At 72.1% G+C, this 19,313-nt stretch carries 16 protein-coding genes and 1 pseudogene; 15 read left to right on the top strand and 2 right to left on the bottom strand.

The window, feature by feature from the left end:
* Positions 1-16 precede the first annotated feature (16 nt).
* The 3 genes from clpB (at position 17) to ACFWVV_RS30200 (ending at position 3,751) form a co-directional block, all read left to right on the top strand.
* Positions 17-2,638, top strand: coding sequence for an ATP-dependent chaperone ClpB (gene clpB, locus ACFWVV_RS30210; protein ID WP_384355548.1), 2,622 nt, complete (start codon positions 17-19; stop codon positions 2,636-2,638).
* A 132-nt stretch (positions 2,639-2,770) separates the two neighbouring features.
* Positions 2,771-3,307, top strand: coding sequence for a YbjN domain-containing protein (locus tag ACFWVV_RS30205; protein ID WP_384355550.1), 537 nt, complete (start codon positions 2,771-2,773; stop codon positions 3,305-3,307).
* Between the two features lie 255 nt (positions 3,308-3,562).
* A complete protein-coding gene (locus tag ACFWVV_RS30200) occupies positions 3,563-3,751 on the top strand; it encodes a hypothetical protein (protein ID WP_384355552.1) in 189 nt (62 codons plus the stop codon).
* 87 nt (positions 3,752-3,838) lie between these two features.
* Here ACFWVV_RS30200 and ACFWVV_RS30195 read toward each other — a convergent pair whose 3' ends face one another.
* Complete coding sequence (locus ACFWVV_RS30195; RefSeq protein WP_384355554.1) at positions 3,839-5,038, bottom strand: glycosyltransferase family 39 protein; 1,200 nt, start codon at positions 5,036-5,038, stop codon at positions 3,839-3,841.
* Positions 5,039-5,238: 200 nt separating this feature from the next.
* On the bottom strand, positions 5,239-6,441 hold the full coding sequence (locus tag ACFWVV_RS30190) for a pyridoxal phosphate-dependent aminotransferase (RefSeq protein WP_384355556.1): 1,203 nt from the start codon (positions 6,439-6,441) through the stop codon (positions 5,239-5,241).
* A gap of 139 nt (positions 6,442-6,580) precedes the next feature.
* Between ACFWVV_RS30190 and ACFWVV_RS30185 the strand changes: the two genes are divergently transcribed.
* The 12 genes and pseudogenes from ACFWVV_RS30185 to kynU all read left to right on the top strand — a co-directional run bounded on the left by ACFWVV_RS30185 (position 6,581) and on the right by kynU (position 19,162).
* Complete coding sequence (locus ACFWVV_RS30185) at positions 6,581-6,835, top strand: hypothetical protein (RefSeq protein ID WP_384355558.1); 255 nt, start codon at positions 6,581-6,583, stop codon at positions 6,833-6,835.
* 555 nt (positions 6,836-7,390) lie between these two features.
* Positions 7,391-7,972, top strand: a complete 582-nt coding sequence (locus ACFWVV_RS30180) for a DUF2617 family protein (protein WP_384355560.1) — start codon at positions 7,391-7,393, stop codon at positions 7,970-7,972.
* A 126-nt stretch (positions 7,973-8,098) separates the two neighbouring features.
* Positions 8,099-9,835 (top strand): polyamine aminopropyltransferase, encoded by a 1,737-nt coding sequence (locus ACFWVV_RS30175; protein WP_384355562.1) that lies wholly within the window; start codon positions 8,099-8,101, stop codon positions 9,833-9,835.
* A 109-nt stretch (positions 9,836-9,944) separates the two neighbouring features.
* Complete coding sequence (locus ACFWVV_RS30170) at positions 9,945-10,805, top strand: SRPBCC domain-containing protein (RefSeq protein WP_384355564.1); 861 nt, start codon at positions 9,945-9,947, stop codon at positions 10,803-10,805.
* Positions 10,806-10,962: 157 nt separating this feature from the next.
* Positions 10,963-11,787: an aldose 1-epimerase gene (locus ACFWVV_RS30165; protein WP_384355566.1), complete on the top strand. Its 825-nt coding sequence runs from the start codon at positions 10,963-10,965 to the stop codon at positions 11,785-11,787.
* Positions 11,788-11,808: 21 nt separating this feature from the next.
* The gene (gene pyrE / locus ACFWVV_RS30160; protein ID WP_384355568.1) at positions 11,809-12,348 is read left to right on the top strand and encodes an orotate phosphoribosyltransferase; all 540 of its coding nucleotides are present in this window, start codon (positions 11,809-11,811) and stop codon (positions 12,346-12,348) included.
* Positions 12,349-12,579: 231 nt separating this feature from the next.
* Complete coding sequence (gene fbaA / locus ACFWVV_RS30155; protein ID WP_384355570.1) at positions 12,580-13,602, top strand: class II fructose-bisphosphate aldolase; 1,023 nt, start codon at positions 12,580-12,582, stop codon at positions 13,600-13,602.
* Positions 13,603-13,800: 198 nt separating this feature from the next.
* Positions 13,801-15,314 (top strand): annotated as a pseudogene (locus ACFWVV_RS30150) (MFS transporter).
* 20 nt (positions 15,315-15,334) lie between these two features.
* Positions 15,335-15,748: a DUF3151 domain-containing protein gene (locus tag ACFWVV_RS30145; RefSeq protein WP_384355572.1), complete on the top strand. Its 414-nt coding sequence runs from the start codon at positions 15,335-15,337 to the stop codon at positions 15,746-15,748.
* Between the two features lie 296 nt (positions 15,749-16,044).
* Positions 16,045-16,842 carry a DUF3152 domain-containing protein gene (locus ACFWVV_RS30140; protein WP_384355574.1) on the top strand — a complete coding sequence of 266 codons (798 nt, stop codon included), beginning with the start codon at positions 16,045-16,047 and terminating at the stop codon, positions 16,840-16,842.
* 108 nt (positions 16,843-16,950) lie between these two features.
* Positions 16,951-17,808 carry a tryptophan 2,3-dioxygenase family protein gene (locus tag ACFWVV_RS30135; protein WP_384355575.1) on the top strand — a complete coding sequence of 286 codons (858 nt, stop codon included), beginning with the start codon at positions 16,951-16,953 and terminating at the stop codon, positions 17,806-17,808.
* Positions 17,801-19,162: a kynureninase gene (gene kynU / locus ACFWVV_RS30130; RefSeq protein ID WP_384355577.1), complete on the top strand. Its 1,362-nt coding sequence runs from the start codon at positions 17,801-17,803 to the stop codon at positions 19,160-19,162. The genes ACFWVV_RS30135 and kynU overlap by 8 nt, the downstream gene beginning before the upstream one ends.
* The last annotated feature ends 151 nt before the right edge of the window (positions 19,163-19,313 follow it).

Here is a 19,313-nt window from a genome sequence, read left to right as displayed (position 1 = left end):
GGAGGAGAGAGCGGACGTGGAAGCGGAGCTGACCAACAGGAGCCGGGACGCGATCAACGCGGCCACCAACCGGGCCGTCACCGACGGCCACCCCGATCTGACCCCGGCGCATCTGCTGCTCGCGCTGCTGGAGGGCCAGGACAACGAGAACATCACCGACCTGCTCGCCGCCGTCGAGGCGGACCAGGCAGCCGTGCGGTCCGGGGCCGAGCGGCTGCTGGCCGCGCTGCCGAGCGTGACCGGGTCGACCGTCTCGCCGCCCCAGCCCAACCGTGATCTGCTGGCCGTCGTCGCCGACGCCGGACAGCGTGCCAAGGAGCTCGGCGACGAGTTCCTCTCCACCGAGCACCTGCTCATCGGCCTCGCGGCCAAGGGCGGCCAGGCCGGTGACCTACTGAAGAACCAGGGCGCGAGCGCGGCCAAGCTGCTCGACGCATTCGAGAAGAGCAGGGGAGGGCGCCGCGTGACCACCGCGGACCCGGAGGGCCAGTACAAGGCCCTGGAGAAGTTCGGCACCGACTTCACGGCCGCCGCGCGCGAGGGCAAGCTGGACCCGGTCATCGGCCGGGACCAGGAGATCAGGCGCGTGGTGCAGGTGCTGTCGCGGCGCACCAAGAACAACCCCGTGCTGATCGGTGAGCCCGGCGTCGGCAAGACCGCCGTGGTGGAGGGGCTGGCCCAGCGCATCGTGAAGGGGGACGTGCCGGAGTCCCTGAAGAACAAGAAGCTGGTCTCTCTCGACCTCGGCGCGATGGTGGCCGGGGCCAAGTACCGCGGCGAGTTCGAGGAACGGCTGAAAACCGTCCTCTCCGAGATCAAGGAGAGCGACGGGCAGATCATCACGTTCATCGACGAGCTGCACACCGTGGTGGGTGCCGGCGCGGGCGGCGACTCCGCCATGGACGCGGGCAACATGCTCAAGCCGATGCTGGCCCGCGGTGAGCTGCGCATGGTCGGTGCCACGACGCTCGACGAGTACCGCGAGCGGATCGAGAAGGACCCGGCCCTGGAGCGGCGCTTCCAGCAGGTGCTGGTCGCCGAGCCCAGCGTCGAGGACACCATCGCGATCCTGCGCGGGCTCAAGGGCCGCTACGAGGCCCACCACAAGGTGCAGATCGCGGACTCCTCGCTGGTCGCCGCGGCCACCCTGTCCGACAGGTACATCACCTCGCGCTTCCTGCCCGACAAGGCCATCGACCTCGTCGACGAGGCCGCGTCCCGGCTGCGGATGGAGATCGACTCCTCGCCCGTCGAGATCGACGAGCTCCAGCGGTCGGTGGACCGGCTCAAGATGGAGGAGCTGGCGCTGAAGAACGAGACCGACGCCGGCTCCGTGCAGCGGCTGGAGAAGCTGCGCCGCGACCTCGCCGACAAGGAGGAGGAGCTGCGCGGCCTCAACGCCCGCTGGGAGAAGGAGAAGCAGGGCCTCAACCGGGTCGGTGAGCTGAAGGAGAAGCTGGACGAGCTGCGCGGCACCGCCGAGCGGGCCCAGCGCGACGGCGACTTCGACACCGCGTCCAAGCTGCTCTACGGGGAGATCCCGGGCCTGGAGCGCGAGCTGGAGGAGGCCGCCGAGGCCGAGGCGGAGGTCCGCGAGGTCGACACCATGGTCAAGGAGGAGGTCGGCCCCGACGACATCGCCGATGTGGTCGGCTCCTGGACCGGCATCCCCGCCGGGCGCCTGCTGGAGGGCGAGACGCAGAAGCTGCTGCGGATGGAGCAGGAGCTCGGCAGGCGGCTGGTCGGGCAGCACGAGGCGGTGCAGGCGGTGTCGGACGCGGTGCGGCGCACCCGAGCCGGGATCGCCGACCCCGACCGGCCCACCGGATCCTTCCTCTTCCTCGGCCCGACCGGCGTCGGCAAGACCGAGCTGGCGAAGGCCCTGGCGGACTTCCTCTTCGACGACGAGCGCGCCATGGTCCGTATCGACATGAGCGAGTACGGCGAGAAGCACAGCGTGTCCCGGCTGGTCGGCGCCCCGCCCGGCTACGTGGGGTACGAGGAGGGCGGCCAGCTCACCGAGGCCGTGCGCCGCCGCCCGTACAGCGTCGTGCTGCTCGACGAGGTGGAGAAGGCGCACCCGGAGGTCTTCGACGTACTCCTCCAGGTCCTGGACGACGGCCGGCTCACCGACGGCCAGGGGCGGACGGTGGACTTCCGCAACACCATCCTGATCCTGACCTCCAACCTCGGCAGCCAGTACCTGATGGACCCGGCGACCTCCGAGGAAGTGAAGAAGCAGCAGGTCCTGGAGGTCGTGCGGTCCTCCTTCAAGCCGGAGTTCCTGAACCGGCTCGACGACCTGGTGGTCTTCTCCGCCCTCGGCAAGGACGAGCTGGCGCACATCGCCGAGCTCCAGGTCGGCCGCCTCGCCAAGCGCCTCGCCGACCGGCAGCTGACCCTGGACGTCACCCCGGACGCGCTGGCCTGGCTGGCCGAGGAGGGCAACGACCCGGCGTACGGCGCCCGGCCGCTGCGCCGCCTCATCCAGACGGCGATCGGCGACCGCCTCGCCAAGGAGATCCTGGCCGGAGAGGTCAAGGACGGCGACACCGTCCGGGTCGAGCGGGCCGGCGACGGGCTGCTCGTGGGCCCGGTGACCCCGGGGGCGGAGCCCGCCGCGGAGAAGAAGCTGTAAGGGGTACGAGGTGAGGTAAGGGGTGCGATTCGCGGCGATCTGTCAGCTCGCAGCGGATCGCCCCCTGTGGGGCTTGCCATCCCCCTCCCGGCATGGGAGAGGATGACAGGAACCGTACGAAGGGAAATCACGGTGTCCATCGACCCCTCCTCGATCCCCAATTTCGGGGGTCAGCCCGAACCGCAGTCCGAAGGTCCGGCGGGCCCCGTCGTCCCCGACCAGGATCTGGTCAAGCAGCTTCTCGACCAGATGGAGCTGAAGTACGTCGTCGACGACGAGGGTGACCTCGCGGCGCCGTGGGAGGAATTCCGCACGTACTTCATGTTCCGCGGCGAGGACGACCAGCAGGTCTTCTCGGTACGGACGTTCTACGACCGGCCGCACAGCATCGACGACAAGCTCCAGCTCCTGGAGCTGCTCGACGACTGGAACCGCCGCACCCTGTGGCCGAAGGTCTACAGCCACACCCACGACGACGGCTCCGTCCGTCTCATCGGCGAGGCGCAGATGCTGATCGGCACCGGCGTCTCCCTGGAGCACTTCGTGTCCTCCACGGTGAGCTGGGTCCGTGCCTCCATCGAGTTCGACAAGTGGGTCGTCGAGCAGCTCGGCCTGGAGAAGGACGTCGACTCCGCGGTCGAGGACGGCGACAAGGGCGACGAGGCCTGAGCCTCCGCCCCTCACGTCACGGCCGCCTCACGGCAGGCGCGCCGCACCTCACGCAGGACGAAAGCCCGGCCCCGCGGCCGGGCTTTCGTCCTGTCCTGGGGCAGGGGCTTCGCGATATGCGCTGGTCAGAGTGGTCGTGTTGCAGGATGCTGCAAACCGGAATGCAGGATGCTGCACCGCGGGGCGCGGGGTGCGGGCGCACGGCGATGGCACCGTGGGAGGTACACGTAAACGCTCGACCCCAGGGGGAACTCCGTGTCTGCACCAGGCAATCAGGCAGTAGCCAAGCCCGCACTGCTCCTCGCTCTGCTGGCTGTCTTCCTCGGCGTCGGGATGAACGTCTTCGAGGGCACCGTGCGGACGGCCGTGATCATCGCGCTGGGCGCGGCGATCGTCGTCACGGCGGGCTTCGCCGGAGCCGCAGTCAAGCGCGCCAGGCAGTGACGCGGCAGCGGAGGCGGTGAGTCCGGGGCTGTCCCGCCCGGTGCACCACCGCGGGGTACGGCAGAGGGCCGGCCCGGCCCCGGCTGCCTAGACCGGCACCGGGGCGACCGCGACCAGGTACGTCCCGTACCCCAGCGAGAAGCAGGCCAGCGCCGTGAGCAGCACGGCCGCCGTCGCGGTCCTGGCCTTCGCCAGGGCCCAGGCGACCGGCAGCAGCAGCGGGAACGCCGGCAGCAGGAAACGCGGCTTGCACTCGAAGAAGCCCGCCCCGCCTGCCGCGATGACCACCAGTACCCCCGCGTAGACCAGAAGCGGAAGCGGAGGGCGGCGCTCCGACCCGCACAGGAGCAGCGCCGTCAGCACGACCGCGACGAAGACGATGACCAGCGAGATCGGAAACGCGAGCAGCTCGGGCGCACTCACCAGACGGCGGACGAAGCGGAACGTACCCAGGCCGAAGTCGAAACGGGAGGACCAGTCCGCCTGGACGGCGAAGTAGCCGCCGAGCGGGTCACCCCTGCTGATACCGACCGCCAGTACGTACGCACCCCAGCCGAGCGGCGCCAGGGCCGCTCCGGCCCACACCCGCCAACCGGTCCGCCCCCGCCTCCGTACGATCTCGCAGGCCGCGGTGACCACGACGGCGGCGACCAGTGCGACCGCGTTGGGGCGCGAGAGCCCTGCCAGTACGGCGAGGGAGCCCGCCCACAGCCACTGGCGGGTCAGCACCGCGTACAGCGCCCACGCGCAGAGCGCCGTGAACAGCGGCTCCGTGTACGCCATCGACAGCACCACGGAGTGCGGCAGCAGCCCCCACAGCAGGACGGTGAAGGTGGCGGTGCGCCGGCCGTACAGCCGGTCGACGACCACGAAGATCCCCCACGCGGCGACCGCCGCCGACGCCCAGGAGATCAGCAGCCCGGCGCCGCCCGGGGTCACCGGCAGGACGGTGCCGACCGCCCGGATCAGCGCGGGGTAGAGCGGGAAGAACGCCTGGTCGCTCTGGACCATGCCCCGCTCCGCGAGGACCGCCGTGTACCCGTAGCCGTGCTCGGCGATCCGGGTGTACCAGAGCGAGTCCCAGGACTGGCCGAGAAGGCGCAGCGGCGACTTCCCGATCCACCACGCCCACAGCGCCATCGTCAGTGCCCCGGTCAGCCGCGCCGCCGCGAACAGCCCGAGCGCGGGCGCCGCCCGGCGGAGCGCGGCCCGCGCGGGGACGGTGGGACGGCGGCGTACCGGCTGGGCGGGAACGGTCGTATCGACAGTGGCGGTGTCGACGGACACGGGGCTACCTCCGGGCGCGGGGACGGTCGCTGGACGACCGGAGTGCGGCCGTCCGGGGTGCGGCCGTCCGCGCTGCGGTCAACCCGACCTTGGTGGGCCCCGGTACGGACGGCGAGTGCTGCTCGGCCGACCGGGTGTATGCCTGATTCAGTGTCACCCCGGTGCGGGGCGGCCGACCGGCGGGATGTCCCAAGTCTCCGTCATCTCCCTGCCAGTTCCTTCAGCCGCCCCACCGCTTCCGCCAGCACCTCACGCCTCTTGCAGAACGCGAACCGGACGAACGGCGCGCCCTCCTCGCGGTGGTCGTAGAAGACCGCGTTCGGAATGGCGACGACCCCGGCCAGGCCGGGCAGCTCCCGGCAGAACGCGAAGCCGTCCGCGGTGCCGCCCAGCGGACGGATGTCGGTGGTCACGAAGTACGTGCCGGCCGGGCGGTACACCCCGAAGCCCGCCTCGGCGAGGCCGTCCGCCAGCAGGTCGCGGCGGGCCCGCAGCTCGGTCCGCAGCTCGTCGAAGTACGTGTCGGGCAGGGCCAGCGCCTCGGCGACGGCGTACTGGAAGGGCCCCGCGGAGACGTACGTCAGGTACTGCTTGGCCGAGCGCACGGCGGCCACCAGGTCCCGGCCGCCGGTCACCCAGCCGACCTTCCAGCCGGTGAAGGAGAAGGTCTTGCCGCTCGAGGAGATGGTCGCCGTGCGCTCCCGCATGCCCGGGAAGGACGCCAGCGGCAGGTGCTCGCCGTCGTACACCAGGTGCTCGTACACCTCGTCGGTGACCACCAGCAGGTCCCGCTCCACCGCGAGCTCGGCGATCGCGGCCAGCTCGGCGCGGGTCAGTACGGTGCCGGTCGGGTTGTGCGGGGTGTTGAGCAGCAGCAGCCGGGTGCGCGGGGTGACCGCGTCGCGCAGCTCGTCGAGATCGAGGTGGTACGCGCCGTCGCGCGGCCGGAGCGTGACCGGCACGCGGCGCCCGCCCGCCATCGCGATGCAGGCCGCGTAGCTGTCGTAGTACGGCTCCAGGGCGATCACCTCGTCACCCGGTTCGACCAGCGCGAGCAGGGCGGCGGCGATGGCCTCGGTGGCACCGGCGGTGACCAGGACCTCCGTGTCCGGGTCGTACGCCAGGCCGTAGCGCCGCTGCTGGTGCGCGCAGATGGCGGTACGGAGTTCCAGGACGCCGGGGCCCGGCGGGTACTGGTTGCCCCGGCCGTCGCGCAGCGCCCGCACCGCCGCCTCGCGCACTTCCTCGGGCCCGTCCTCGTCGGGGAAGCCCTGGCCGAGGTTGATGGCGCCGGTACGGGCGGCCAGCGCGGACATCTCCGCGAAGATCGTCGTACCGAACTCGGCGAGCCGCCGGTTGAGGAGCGGGCGGGGTGCGTCGGAACTGCCGGTGCTGGAGGTCATGGCGCCATCCTGCGCGGAACCTCTGGACTTGCTCAAGTGTGCTTTGGGCGCGTGGGCGTCCGGGAATCCCCCGTTCACGTGATGCACGTGCGAGAAGCGAAACTCCTCGCTTCGGGGGAACGGAAGGACGGTGAGGGCCATGGCCATCATCGGCATCGTGATTCTTGTCGGCGCTGTGATCTGCGTGATCGCGATCGCGGCGAAGTCGGCGAAGACGGCGAAGCAGCCCGCGGGGGGCAGGACCTCGTTGCGCAAGAGCGCGCCGCGGCGCCGCTCGCAGAGCAGCTGGTGGGCCGGCGGCTCCGGTGGTACCGGCGGCGGGTGCGGGAGCTCGTCGTCCTGTGGGGGCGGCTCCTCCTCCTGCGGAGGCGGCGGGTGCGGCGGCGGCAGCTGACACCGGTCGGCCGGCCGGCGGAGGCAGCTGACACGGGGCAGCTGGTCCGCCGGCCCGGTGCCGTACACCGGCGGGACGGGGCACCGACGCCGTGGTGCCACGGGGCACCGCACGCCGGTGGTGCAACGGGGCACCGCACGCCGGTGGGACGGGGTACCGCACGCCCGGCGGAGTGAAGGACGGTTGCACGACCGTCCTGAACTTCCTCCGGGCTTCCTTTTGTTGAACAGATGAACCGTGTGGCCCCCGAGGGGATGGAAACCACGCCAAGTTGGGTAAAAACGCTAGGTGCGCCGCACACTTCGTGATTCCCTCGCTGTTGAAAATTCGTCAGCGAATCCCAGGGATTCACCACCGGATCCCCCCACCACGGAAGACCTCGCACGTCCGAAGCGTCGAAAGACCCCGGAAGACCCGGAAGATCCGGCAGACCCTGGAATCCCCGGCCCCGGATTCTCTCGGTCCCGGCGGACCCGAGCGGGCGGACCTCAGCCCATCCCGTATTCCGGCGTGTCCCTGGTCCATCCCCCCACTGCGTGTTTGCGGAGCCTCCACATGCTCAGGACCCTCAAGACCGACTACACCGACACGTGTGCCTCCGATCTGGCCTGGGCGCTGGGCCGGGAACCGTTGCCCGCCCTCGCCGTCCTCGACCTCGAACTGGCCGGGGCGACACTTCAGTTGCGCCTGCTCGGCGCCTCCCACCAGGTACTTCTCGACGAAGGCGACGGCTCCTGCTCGGAGACCGTGGCCTGCATCCCCGGCAGTCGGACCCCGCTGCCGCTGGGCGTCTCCAAGCAGGTCGGCGCATGGGACTACGAGTTCGCCGCCCGGGTCGAATCCCTCTCCGAGGCGGCTTTCGCGGGCCGCGCGCAGGAGTTGCTCGCCCTGGTCGCCGACCACCCCCACGGCCTCGCCGGTACGTTCCCCGGCAGCCCGCACGCCTTCACCGCGCTGCTCGCACAGAGCGAGGGCGACGGCCGGTACAGCTGGCGCACCTGGCACGCGTACCCGCAGGAGGGGCAGTTGGTGGTGACCAGGACCCGGGTGCGGACGCGGTCCGCGGCGGAGGTGGCCGCGCCGGCGGCTGCGGCAGCGGTTCCGGTTCCGGGGCTGCGGGTGCCTGCCGTGCTGTGAGGCCGGACGGTGGTGCGGGCGGTGCGCGTGCGCCGGGTGTGGCGCGGGCTGTTCAGGCCGCCCGCACACCAGTTGAACCCTTGTGGGTGACAGAACGCAAGCATGTAGTGACGTAGCGTTCCCGGCATGATCCAACCGGCCTCTGCTCCAGCCGGCCCCGACTCCTCCGGCGCCCCGGGCCTTCCCGGTGCTCCGGGCGGGAGCGCGGTGCCGCCCGCGCGCGGTGCCGCGGTGCCGCGCGGGCGGAAGCCGGCCCCGCTGCCGGTGAGTCCGCGGGCGGCCCGGTTCCTGGTGCTCGGCGTGGTGTTCATCTGCGCCGCCTGCGGGCTGGTCTACGAACTGGAACTGGTCGCCCTCGCCACGTACTTGATCGGCGACTCGGTCACCCAGGCGTCCGTCGTGCTGTCCACGATGGTCTTCGCGATGGGCGTCGGCTCGCTGCTCGCCAAAAGGCTGCGGTGCCGGGCGGCCGTCGGGTTCGGGCTGCTGGAGGCGGGTCTCGCCGCGCTCGGCGGCAGTTCGGCGCTGGTGCTGTACGCGTCGTTCGCCTGGTTCGGCGGCGCCCGGTATGTACTGGTGGCCTACTCGCTGGCGATCGGCCTGCTCATCGGGGCCGAGATCCCGCTGCTGATGACGTTGATCCAGTGGATCGGGCGGCAGGGCCGCGCGCACCCGGCGGGAGGCGGCGAGCCGCCCGGTGAGGGGGACGACACCAGCGGGGACGTGGCCGACCTGTTCGCCGCTGACTACGTGGGGGCGCTGGTCGGCGGCCTCGCGTTCCCGTTCCTCCTGCTGCCGATGCTGGGCCAGTTGACGGGCGCCCTGGTCACCGGGGCCGTCAACACGGCCGCCGGGGGCACCCTCGTCCTGTGGCTGTTCCGCCGCGACCTCACCCGCCGGGGCCGCTGGCTGCTGATCGTGGTCAACGTCGCCGTCCTCGCCTTCCTCGCCACCGCCACCGTCCTCGTCGACGACTTCGAACGGGCGGCCAGACGCGCGGTGTACGGGGACCAGGTACGGGTCGCCGTCCACACCGACCAGCAGGAGGTCGTCATCACGGGGGGCCCGCAGGGCCCGCTCGATCTCTTCCTCGACGGCCGGCTCCGCGTCTCGGGACGCGACGAGTACCGCTACCACGAGGCGCTGGTGCATCCCGCGATGCGCGGACCGCACGCCCGGGTGCTGATCCTCGGCGGCGGTGACGGCCTGGCCGCCCGCGAGGTGCTCGACCACCCCGGCGTCCGCTCGGTGACCCTGGTCGACCTGGACCCGGAAGTGGTGCGGCTGGCGCGCACCGATCCCGCGCTGGTCGCGCTCAACGGCGGCGTCCACGGGGACGCCCGGCTGCGTTACGTCCAGGCGGACGCGTTCCAGTGGCTGCGCGACGCACGGCTCGGCGACCCGCCGTACGACGTGGTGATCTCCGACCTGCCGGACCCCGGCATCACCGCGGCCACCAAGCTCTACTCGCAGGAGTTCTACGGACTGGCGGCGGACGTGCTGGCCGAGGGCGGCCGGATCGTCGTGCACGCGGGACCGCTCACCACCCGCCCCCGGGTGTACTGGACCGTCGACGCGACCCTGCGTGCGGCGGGCCTCGCCACCCGCCCGTACCGGACCGCCGGCCGTCTCTCGGGCTTCAGCGGGGGCCCCGACCGCGCCTCCGGCACCACCGAAACGACCCGCGACTGGGGGTTCGTGCTGGCCGGCCGCACCCCTCCCGTTCTGGGGCTCGACCCCGACGTGCCCGTGCTGCGCTCGCTCACCACGCCCCTGCTGCTCCACGGCGCCCGGGCGGCGGAGGCTTCCCGCGTCCCCGGCCTGCCGCCCTCGACCCTGGTGCATCCGCGCTACGCGAAGTGAGCGGGCCGCCGCCGCACGGGTGGCGCACCTGGCCCCGGGGGCGACCCGGGCGCACGGATCTCGGCGGAGTCGGGTGTGAACCGGGCCCGCGTGAGTAGGCTCGGGAACCATGGAGCATGAGGTGTTCGTTCCGGTTCTGCCCGCCGCCGTACGGCAGACGCTCGCCGACCCCGCACGGGTCGCGGCGTGCGTGCCCGGCCTCCAGCAGGACGCCGACAAGTCGTCCCCGCCGCTGACCGGCCGGATGAAGGTCCGGGCCGACGGCCACACCATCACCTACCGGGGGGCGCTGAGCATCACCGCGGCCGAGGACGGTGACTCCGCCCCGTCCGCGGCCGGGGCCCCCGCCGCGTTCACCATCGAGGGCGAAGGCACCGAGGCCCGCGGCAACGGCTCGGTCAAGCTCGCCCTCACCCTGCGCACCGAGGAAGCCGACGGCGGTACGACGCTGCGCTTCAGCGGCACCGCGCACGGCGAAGGACGGATCGCCGAACTCGACGCCCCCGCGGTCGAGTCCGCGGTGCACCGGCTGCTCGACCGGTTCGCCGCCCGTCTCGGCGAGGCGGCCGAAGCACCGCCGGCACCCGCCGGCGGGCCGACCGGGTCCAACGGGCCCGCCGGGCCGACCGGGCTCAGTGATGAGGAGCTGCTCTTCGAGGACCCGCTGCCGCCCGCGTCGCGGCGCGAGGAGGAGGACGAGGCCCTGCGGGCAGCCCTGGAGGACATTCCCGGGGAACTGCCCGACGCGTTCCCCGACGAGCCGCCGGCCGAGGCCGCGCACGCCCGCCGCACCATGATCGGCCGCAGCGCCGAGGAGGTGGACCACGCGCCGCCGCGCGGCCGGTACGCCCCCGTGATGGCGCCCGCCCAGTCCTCCGGCACCTTCACCCTGCGCCGTCTCGCCCCGGCCGCCGCCCTCGCCGTGGCCTCGGCGGTGGTCGTCGGAAGGGTGCTGCGCCGCCGCAGGTAGCTGTGACGCCGGTGTCGGAAGGGTGCTGCGCCGCGTAGGTAGCTGTGACGCCGGTGTCGGAAGGGTGCTGCGCCGCGTAGGTAGCTGTGACGCCGGTGTCGGAAGGGTGCTGCGCCGCGTAGGTGGCCGAGACGCCGGTCGCCAGTAGTGTCGGGGCGTGAGTAGCGAACTGAAGAAGGAATCCGGCGTCCTGCTGAGCGCGGGCGACGTCGAGGTGACCGTGCGTCCGGCCGACGGCTGCCGCGTCGACAGCCTGCGCATCGGCGGCACCGAAGTGCTGCGCCAGAGCGAGAACGGCAAGCACTTCGGCAGCTTCCCGATGGTGCCCTGGAGCGGAAGGACCGGCAACGGACGCTTCCGTGACGGCGGGAAGGTCCACCAGCTCCCGCTGAACTCGCCCCCGCACGCCATCCACGGCACCGGACGCGACGTCAGCTGGCGCACCGCGCATCGCGACACCGCGTCGGCCTCGTTCACCTACGACCTCGCCGACCCGTGGCCGTACGCGGGCCGGGTCACCCAGACCTTCGCGCTCACCCCGGACGCCCTCACTCTCTCCCTCGGCGTCGAGACGTACGACGACTCCTTCCCGGCGCAGGCCGGCTGGCACCCGTGGTTCCGGCGCAACCTCGGCGGCGAGGGCGCGGCCGACGTCGAGCTGGCCTTCGACGCAGCCTGGCAGGAGGAGCGCGGCGACGACCACCTCCCCACCGGCCGGCGCATCGACCCCGCCCCCGGCCCGTGGGACGACTGCTTCGGCATGCCGGACGGCGTCGACGTCACCCTGACCTGGCCCGGACAGCTGGAGATCAGGGTGACCAGCCGCGAGGAGTGGGTGGTCGTCTACGACGAGCAGGCGGCCGCGGTCTGCGTCGAACCGCAGAGCGGCCCGCCCAACGGGCTGAACAGCCTGCCGCGCCTGGTCACGCCGGTGAACCCGCTGGAGGCCACCACGACGTGGTCGTGGCGCAGGCTCGGGTGACCCGCACTTAAGCTCATTGCCATGACTGACGTACGCGCTGACCTGCTCCAGCAGATCAAGGACAAGGCCGTGGTGCACGGCAAGGTGACCCTCTCTTCGGGTCTGGAGGCCGACTACTACATCGACCTGCGCCGGATCACGCTGGACGGCGAGGCCGCGCCGCTGGTCGGTCAGGTCATGCTCGACCTGACCGCCGACCTCGACTTCGACTGCGTCGGCGGGCTGACGCTGGGCGCCGACCCGGTCGCCACCTCGATGCTGCACGCCTCGGCCGCCCGCGGCACGCGGCTGGACGCCTTCGTGGTCCGCAAGGCCCAGAAGGCGCACGGCATGCAGCGCCGTATCGAAGGCACCGAGGTCAAGGGCCGCCGCTGCCTGGTGGTCGAGGACACCTCGACCACCGGCGGCTCCCCGCTGACCGCCGTCGAGGCGGTCCGCGAGGCCGGCGGCGAGGTCGTCGCGGTCGCCACGATCGTCGACCGCGGTGCGGCGAAGGCGATCGCCGACGCGGGCCTGCCGTACCTGACCGGCTACCAGCTGGCGGACCTGGACCTGGCGTGAAGTGGTGACGTAGGTCCCGGTACCGTGACTGTGGCGCTGTGACCTGGGGTTTTGTCGGAGGTCGGGATGTTTCACGTGAAACACCCCGGCCTCTGCGCATTCCCGGGCGCGGGATGCGCCGGTCCGCCGGGTGGAGTCCCGTGAAGAGTCTGGAAAGATGGGCGGCGACGATGACGTCGCCCCCAGGTCAGGGACCAGCACGCACACCCGCATATCCCAAGGAGCGGACAGATGCCCATCGCAACCCCCGAGGTCTACGCCCAGATGCTCGACCGGGCGAAGGCGGAGAAGTTTGCCTACCCGGCGATCAACGTGACCTCGTCCCAGACCCTGCACGCTGCGCTGCGCGGCTTCGCGGAGGCCGAGAGCGACGGCATCATCCAGATCTCCACCGGTGGTGCGGAGTTCCTGGGTGGCCAGCACAACAAGGACATGGTGACCGGTGCGGTCGCCCTGGCCGAGTTCGCGCACATCGTCGCCGCGAAGTACGGCATCACCGTCGCGCTGCACACCGACCACTGCCCCAAGGACAAGCTGGACGGCTACGTCCGCCCGCTCCTGGACGTCTCCGCCGAGCGCGTCGCGCGCGGTGAGAACCCGCTGTTCCAGTCCCACATGTGGGACGGCTCCGCCGAGACGCTGGCCGACAACCTGGCCATCGGCGAGGAGCTGCTGGCCAAGGCAGCCGCCGCCAAGATCATCCTTGAGGTCGAGATCACCCCGACCGGTGGCGAGGAGGACGGCGTCAGCCACGAGATCAACGACGAGCTGTACACGACCGTCGACGACGCGCTGCGGACCGCCGAGGCGCTGGGTCTGGGCGAGAAGGGCCGCTACCTGCTGGCCGCCTCGTTCGGCAACGTGCACGGCGTCTACAAGCCGGGCAACGTCGTGCTGCGTCCGGAGCTCCTCAAGGACCTCCAGGAGGGCGTCGGCTCGAAGTACGGCAAGACCTCGCCGTTCGACTTCGTCTTCCACGGCGGCTCGGGCTCCACGGCCGAGGAGATCGCCACCGCGCTGGAGAACGGCGTCGTGAAGATGAACCTCGACACCGACACCCAGTACGCCTTCACGCGGCCGGTCGTGGACCACATGTTCCGCAACTACGACGCGGTGCTGAAGGTCGACGGCGAGGTCGGCACCAAGTCGAAGTACGACCCGCGCACGTGGGGCAAGGCGGCCGAGGCCGGTATGGCGGCGCGTGTCACGGAGGCGTGTGCGGCGCTTCGTTCCACGGGTACGCGGCTGAAGTAGTCGGCCCTTCGAGGGGTGACGGGTCCGGTGCGCGGGGGATTCCCCCGGAGCGCGCCGGGCCCGTTTTTGGTGGGCATGGGCGTGGGCGTGGGCACGGGTGCGGGTGCGGGTTGCCGGGGCCGCAGCCCGGGCCTTGGATGCCGGACGTCCTGCGGGTTTCCGCTCGCCGTGCCCGTCGAATGCGGGGACGATCTGCGTATGGCCACATCCGAGAGCACCGGGGCCCTGCGGGTCGGCACCGCGACCGGGCGGTGGGTGCTGCTCACCACCGTCCTCGGGTCCAGCATGGCGCTGCTCGACTCGACGATCGTGAACGTGGCGCTGCCGAGGATCGGCGAGGACCTCGGAGCCGACCTCGCCGGGCTCCAGTGGACCGTCAACGCGTACATGCTGACGCTGGCCGGGCTGATCCTGCTGGGCGGCGCCCTCGGTGACCGCTATGGCCGGCGGCGGGTCTTCGTCATCGGTGTGGTGTGGTTCGCCGCCGCGTCCCTGCTGTGCGGGCTCGCGCCGAACGCCACGGTGCTCGTCGCTGCCCGCGCCCTCCAGGGGATCGGCGGGGCGTTGCTCACGCCGGGTTCGCTCGCGCTGATCCAGGCCTCCTTCCACCCGGACGACCGGGCCAGGGCGGTCGGCCTGTGGTCCGGGCTCGGCGGGATCGGGGCCGCGGTGGGGCCGTTCCTGGGCGGATGGCTCGTGGACGGGCCCGGCTGGCGCTGGGCGTTCCTGATCAATGTGCCGCTGGCCGCCCTCTGCGTACCCGTCGCCCTGCGGCACGTACCGGAGTCGAAGAACCCGCGCGCGCACGGCCGGTTCGACGTGCTCGGAGCGACGCTGGCGGCCCTCGGGCTCGCCCTGCTGACGTACGCGCTGATCGAGGCGCCGGAGCTGGGCATGTCCTCGCCGGTCGTGGTCGGGTGCGCGGTGGCGGGCGTGCTGGCGGCGGCGGCGTTCCTGTACGTGGAGCGGGTGCGGGCGGAGCCGATGATGCCGCTTTCGCTGTTCGCCTCGCGCCAGTTCAGCGCGATCAACCTGGTCACGCTGTGCGTGTACGCGGCGTTCAGCGGCTTCTTCTTCCTGACCGCGCTCCAGTTGCAGGTGGTGGTCGGATACTCGGCGCTGCAGGCGGGCACGGCGCTGCTGCCGACGACGGTGCTGATGCTGTTCCTGTCGGCCCGTTCCGGAGAGCTCGCCCAGCGGATCGGGCCGCGCCTCCCGCTCACCGTGGGGCCGCTGCTGTGTGCGGCGGGCATGCTGCTGATGCTGCGGGTGGGGGAGGGGGCTTCGTACGTCACCGCCGTGCTGCCCGCGGTGCTGGTGATGGGCATGGGAATGGTCACCCTGGTGGCCCCGTTGACCGCCACGGTGCTCGCCTCCGTCGACAACGGGCGTGCCGGGCTCGCCTCGGGCATCAACAACGCCGCCGCCAGGCTGCCGGACTCGTCGCGGTCGCCGCGCTGCCGCTGCTGGCGGGGATGGGGCCGGACGCGTACCGGTCGGCGGCGGAGTTCGGGGCGACGTTCCGGCGGGCCATGCCGATGTGCGCGGGGGTGCTGGTGCTGGGGGCGCTGATCGCGCTGGTGACCGTACGCAATCCGCATGCGGGGTGCTGTACGCCGGAGTGCCGTACGCACTGCGGGGTGGCGTCGCCGCCGCTGGAACCGGACCAGTTGTCGGAGGGGGAGTCCCGGGATGGGCGCCGGATGCCCTAGCGGGCAGGCAGACTAGGGGCATGGCTATTCACCAGGACCTTCTCGGGGGACCGCCCCCGACCCACCTGCCCGACGACCCGGAGCCGCGCGAGCTGCTCGCCACCGGGGCGGCGCCCGCCGACGTGGCCGCGAAGTACCCGGCCTCCTCGCTCGCATGGGCGCAGCTCGCCGACGACGCCTACGAGAAGGGTGGTGTCGTCGAGTCGTACGCGTACGCGCGGACCGGGTACCACCGCGGGCTGGACTCGCTGCGCAGGGCGGGCTGGAAGGGGCACGGCCCGGTGCCGTGGGAGCACGAGCCGAACCGGGGCTTCCTGCGGGCGCTGCACGCGCTGGGGCGGGCGGCGCAGGCGATCGGTGAGCAGGAGGAGTACGAGCGGTGCTCGACCTTCTTGCGGGAGTCTTCGGCGGTGGCGGCGGACACGCTGGGCTGAGGTTCCCTGGGGCGGGGGCGGGGGCGGTACGGGGTTGCGGGGCGGGCCTTGGCCGGGCGGGGTGCGTCAGGCGGCTCCGCCGGGGGCCGCCCCCTTGCCCGCCCTTCCCCAAGCTCTCGGCTTCGCTCGAGCAGGGGAGACCCCACTCGCCCCCGGGGGCGGCCCCGTCGCCCAAGGGGGCGGGGGCGTAGGGGGGGGTGGGCGGCCCCGTCGTCCAAGGGGGCGGGGGGCGGCCTCGCCGTCCGAGGGGCGGGGTATGTACGCCTGTACGATCGGCTGGCGTGACTCAGCGTGGTGTGCGTCCTAGTGGTACCCGCCTCACCCGGCGTGGCAGATTCCTGGTCACCCTGGTGTGCCTGGCCGCGTTGGCCGGTGGCGGTGGGCTCGCGTGGGCCACCTGGCAGGGGCGCGGTGGTTCCGCGGGAAAACCGTGGGCGGCCGAAGAGCGGCCCCGTGAGGGCAGCGACGCGAGACCCCCGGGTGAGGCCTCGTCGAACCCGCCCAGCCGCGAGCGCGACGCCGGCGCCCCGGACGTCCCGGAGTCCGGCACCGGGAGCTTCGCCACGGCCCGTGTCCACGGATCCCCCATCGGCTCAGGCAGGCTGCGCCGCTACCAGGTCCAGGTGGAGAACGGCAGCGGGGTCTCCCCGACCCGGGCAGCCGCCGAGATCCAGGCGATCGTCGCCCACCGCCAGGGCTGGGCCAGGAACGGCAGGGGCCGTTTCCAACTCGTCGCCGACCGCGCGGACTTCGTGATCAAGATCGCCACCCCCGTCACCGCCGACAAGCTCTGCGCCGAAGCGGGACTCGACACCGGCGGCCAGCTCAACTGCGAGACGGGCAAGGGCGTCGTGGTCAATCTGCGCCGATGGCTGCTCGGTTCGCCGCAGTTCGACGGCCCTCCCGCCACCTACCGCCACCTGATCATCAACCACGAACTGGGCCATGCGCTCGGCCTCGGCCACCTCGGCTGCCCGGGACCCGGCCGCCCCGCACCCGTGATGATGCAGCAGATCAAGGGTCTCGACGGGTGCCGCTCCCACGCCTGGCCGTACGCCGCGGACGGGACGTATCTGACCGGCCCCACCCTCTGAGGCGCAGCCCGCCGTACCCCGGCCTATGATGCCGGGAGGGGACCGGGGCTCCACACATCCTAGGAAGGGGCGGACCGCTACCTGGAAGTTCGTTTCGAGGAGCATGCGATGACGCACACCCCCGAGGCCCCCGGAACCGAAGGCTCGGACACTCCGAACCTCGATTTCGCGGGCACCACGCCGTACGAGGACTACGTCCAGGCGGACGTCCTCACCCACCTCCAGCACCCCCTCTCCGACGACCCCGGCGAGATGGTCTTCCTGGTCACCACCCAGGTGATGGAGCTGTGGTTCACGGTCATAGTCCACGAGTGGGAGACGGCCGCGGCCGCGCTGCGCGAGGAGAACATCCCCGTCGCGCTGGACGCACTCAAGCGCTCCACCCGTGAGCTGGAGGCACTCAACGCCTCCTGGAAGCCGCTCGCCAACCTCACCCCCACGCAGTTCAACTCCTACCGCAGCGCGCTCGGCGAAGGCTCCGGTTTCCAGTCCGCGATGTACCGGCGGCTGGAGTTCCTGCTCGGCGACAAGTCCGCGTCGATGCTCGTCCCGCACCGGGGCGCCCCGCGGGTGCACGCGGAGCTGGAGAAGGCACTGCACCAGCCCAGCCTGTACGACGAGGTGCTTCGGCTCCTCGCCCGGCGCGGCCTGCCGGTGCCGCAGGAGGTGCTGGAGCGCGACCTCACGAAGAAGTACGAGCCTTCGCCGGAGATCGAGGCCGTCTGGGCGCAGGTGTACGGGACCGAGGAGGTCGGCACCCCGCACTCCGAGCTCGTCGTGCTGGGCGAGGCGCTGACCGACGTCGGCGAGCTCGTCTGGCGCTGGCGCAACGACCACCTGGTGGCGACCCGCCGCGCGATGGGCTCCAAGGTCGGCACCGGCGGCTCCGCCGGTGTGGCCTGGCTGGAGAAGCGGGCCCGGAAGAACGTGTTCCCGGAGCTGTGGACGGCGCGCAGCCATGTCTGAGCGCGAAGTCCAGAGCAGGACCGCCGCCACCAGCACGCCTGCCGCCGCGAGCGAGACCGCTGCCGCGAGCAGGGCCGCTGCCACGAGCACGCCTGCCGCCGCGAGCGAGACCGCTGCTGCAAGCACGCCCGCCGCCACGAGCAAGGCCCCCGCCGCAAGCCAGACCGCTGCCGCGAGCAAGGCCGCCGAGCTCGACGCGGTGGACGGACTGGCCGAGTTCCGCGAGCTGTTCGCGCTCCCCGAGGGCGTCACCTATCTCGACGGCAACTCCCTGGGCGCCCTCCCGCGCGCCGTCCCCGGGCGGCTCCAGGACGTGGCGGCCCGTGAGTGGGGCGAGCTGCTGATCCGCTCCTGGGACGAGAGCGGTTGGTGGAGCGCCCCGGAGCGGATCGGCGACCTGATCGCCCCCGTCGTCGGCGCGGCACCGGGGCAGATCGTGGTCGGCGACTCGACCAGCGTCAATGTCTTCAAGGCGCTGGTGGGTGCGGTCCGGTTGGCCGACGACCCTGCCCGCACCGAGGTCCTCGTCGACGCGACGACCTTCCCGACCGACGGCTACATCGCCGAGTCGGCGGCCCGGATGACCGGACGCACCCTGCGTCCGGTCCGCCCGGAGGAGGTGCGCGACGCCCTCGGCCCGCACACCGCCGCCGTCCTGCTCAACCACGTCGACTACCGGTCGGGCCGCCTCCACGACCTGCCGGGGCTGACCGCCGCGATCCACGAGGCGGGCGCCCTCGCCGTCTGGGACCTGTGCCACAGTGCGGGCGCCCTGCCCGTGGGTCTGGACGCGCACGGCGTGGACCTGGCGATCGGCTGCACGTACAAGTACCTCAACGGCGGCCCCGGTTCGCCCGCGTACCTCTACGTCGCCGCCCGTCACCAGGACCGCTTCGACTCGCCGCTGCCGGGCTGGACCGGACACGCCAACCCCTTCGGTATGGCACCGGACTTCACGCCGGCGGACGGCGCGACGCGCGGCCGGGTCGGCACCCCCGACATCCTCTCGATGCTGGCGCTGGAATCGGCCCTCGACGTGTGGGGCGGGGTCGGCATCGACTCCGTACGGGCGAAGTCCCTGGCGCTCACGGACTTCTTCGTGGAGTGCGTGGAGAGGTACGTGCCGCAGGGGCGGGTCGAGCTGGTCACTCCGCTGCCGCACGAGGAGCGGGGCAGCCAGATCGCCCTGCGCTGTGCGGATGCCGGCGAGGTCATGCGGGCGCTGATCGCCCGGGGCGTGGTCGGGGACTTCCGTCACCCGGACGTGCTGCGCTTCGGGTTCACCCCGCTGTACGTCGGATTCGGTGACGTGGAGCGGGCGGCCCGGGTGCTCGCCGAGGTGCTCCAGCCCTAGCCCCAGCCGTGGTTCGACGGGTGGTCACGCCGGAGGAGGCCCCTCCGGCGTGGCCACGCCGGCGCAAAGTGGCTGGTAGCGTCCCCGCTGAGTGATCCACATGGATGTTTCACGTGAAACACCGGCCTTTCGAGCGTCCGGTTCTGGCGTG

It is taken from the genome of Streptomyces sp. NPDC058663 (genome assembly GCF_042716745.1).
Lineage (GTDB): Bacteria > Actinomycetota > Actinomycetes > Streptomycetales > Streptomycetaceae > Streptomyces.
Note: the sequence above shows the minus strand (reverse complement) of the source record. Positions and strands in the feature narration are given on the sequence as shown.

Coding starts and splice junctions, on each gene's coding strand:
- ACFWVV_RS30180 (WP_384355560.1), top strand. CDS start 7,391: ATGCTCAGGACCCTCAAGACCGACTACACCGACACGTGTGCCTCCGAT.
- ACFWVV_RS30170 (WP_384355564.1), top strand. CDS start 9,945: ATGGAGCATGAGGTGTTCGTTCCGGTTCTGCCCGCCGCCGTACGGCAG.
- kynU (WP_384355577.1), top strand. CDS start 17,801: ATGTCTGAGCGCGAAGTCCAGAGCAGGACCGCCGCCACCAGCACGCCT.
- ACFWVV_RS30145 (WP_384355572.1), top strand. CDS start 15,335: ATGGCTATTCACCAGGACCTTCTCGGGGGACCGCCCCCGACCCACCTG.
- ACFWVV_RS30185 (WP_384355558.1), top strand. CDS start 6,581: ATGGCCATCATCGGCATCGTGATTCTTGTCGGCGCTGTGATCTGCGTG.
- ACFWVV_RS30175 (WP_384355562.1), top strand. CDS start 8,099: ATGATCCAACCGGCCTCTGCTCCAGCCGGCCCCGACTCCTCCGGCGCC.
- ACFWVV_RS30135 (WP_384355575.1), top strand. CDS start 16,951: ATGACGCACACCCCCGAGGCCCCCGGAACCGAAGGCTCGGACACTCCG.
- pyrE (WP_384355568.1), top strand. CDS start 11,809: ATGACTGACGTACGCGCTGACCTGCTCCAGCAGATCAAGGACAAGGCC.
- fbaA (WP_384355570.1), top strand. CDS start 12,580: ATGCCCATCGCAACCCCCGAGGTCTACGCCCAGATGCTCGACCGGGCG.
- ACFWVV_RS30190 (WP_384355556.1), bottom strand. CDS start 6,441: ATGACCTCCAGCACCGGCAGTTCCGACGCACCCCGCCCGCTCCTCAAC.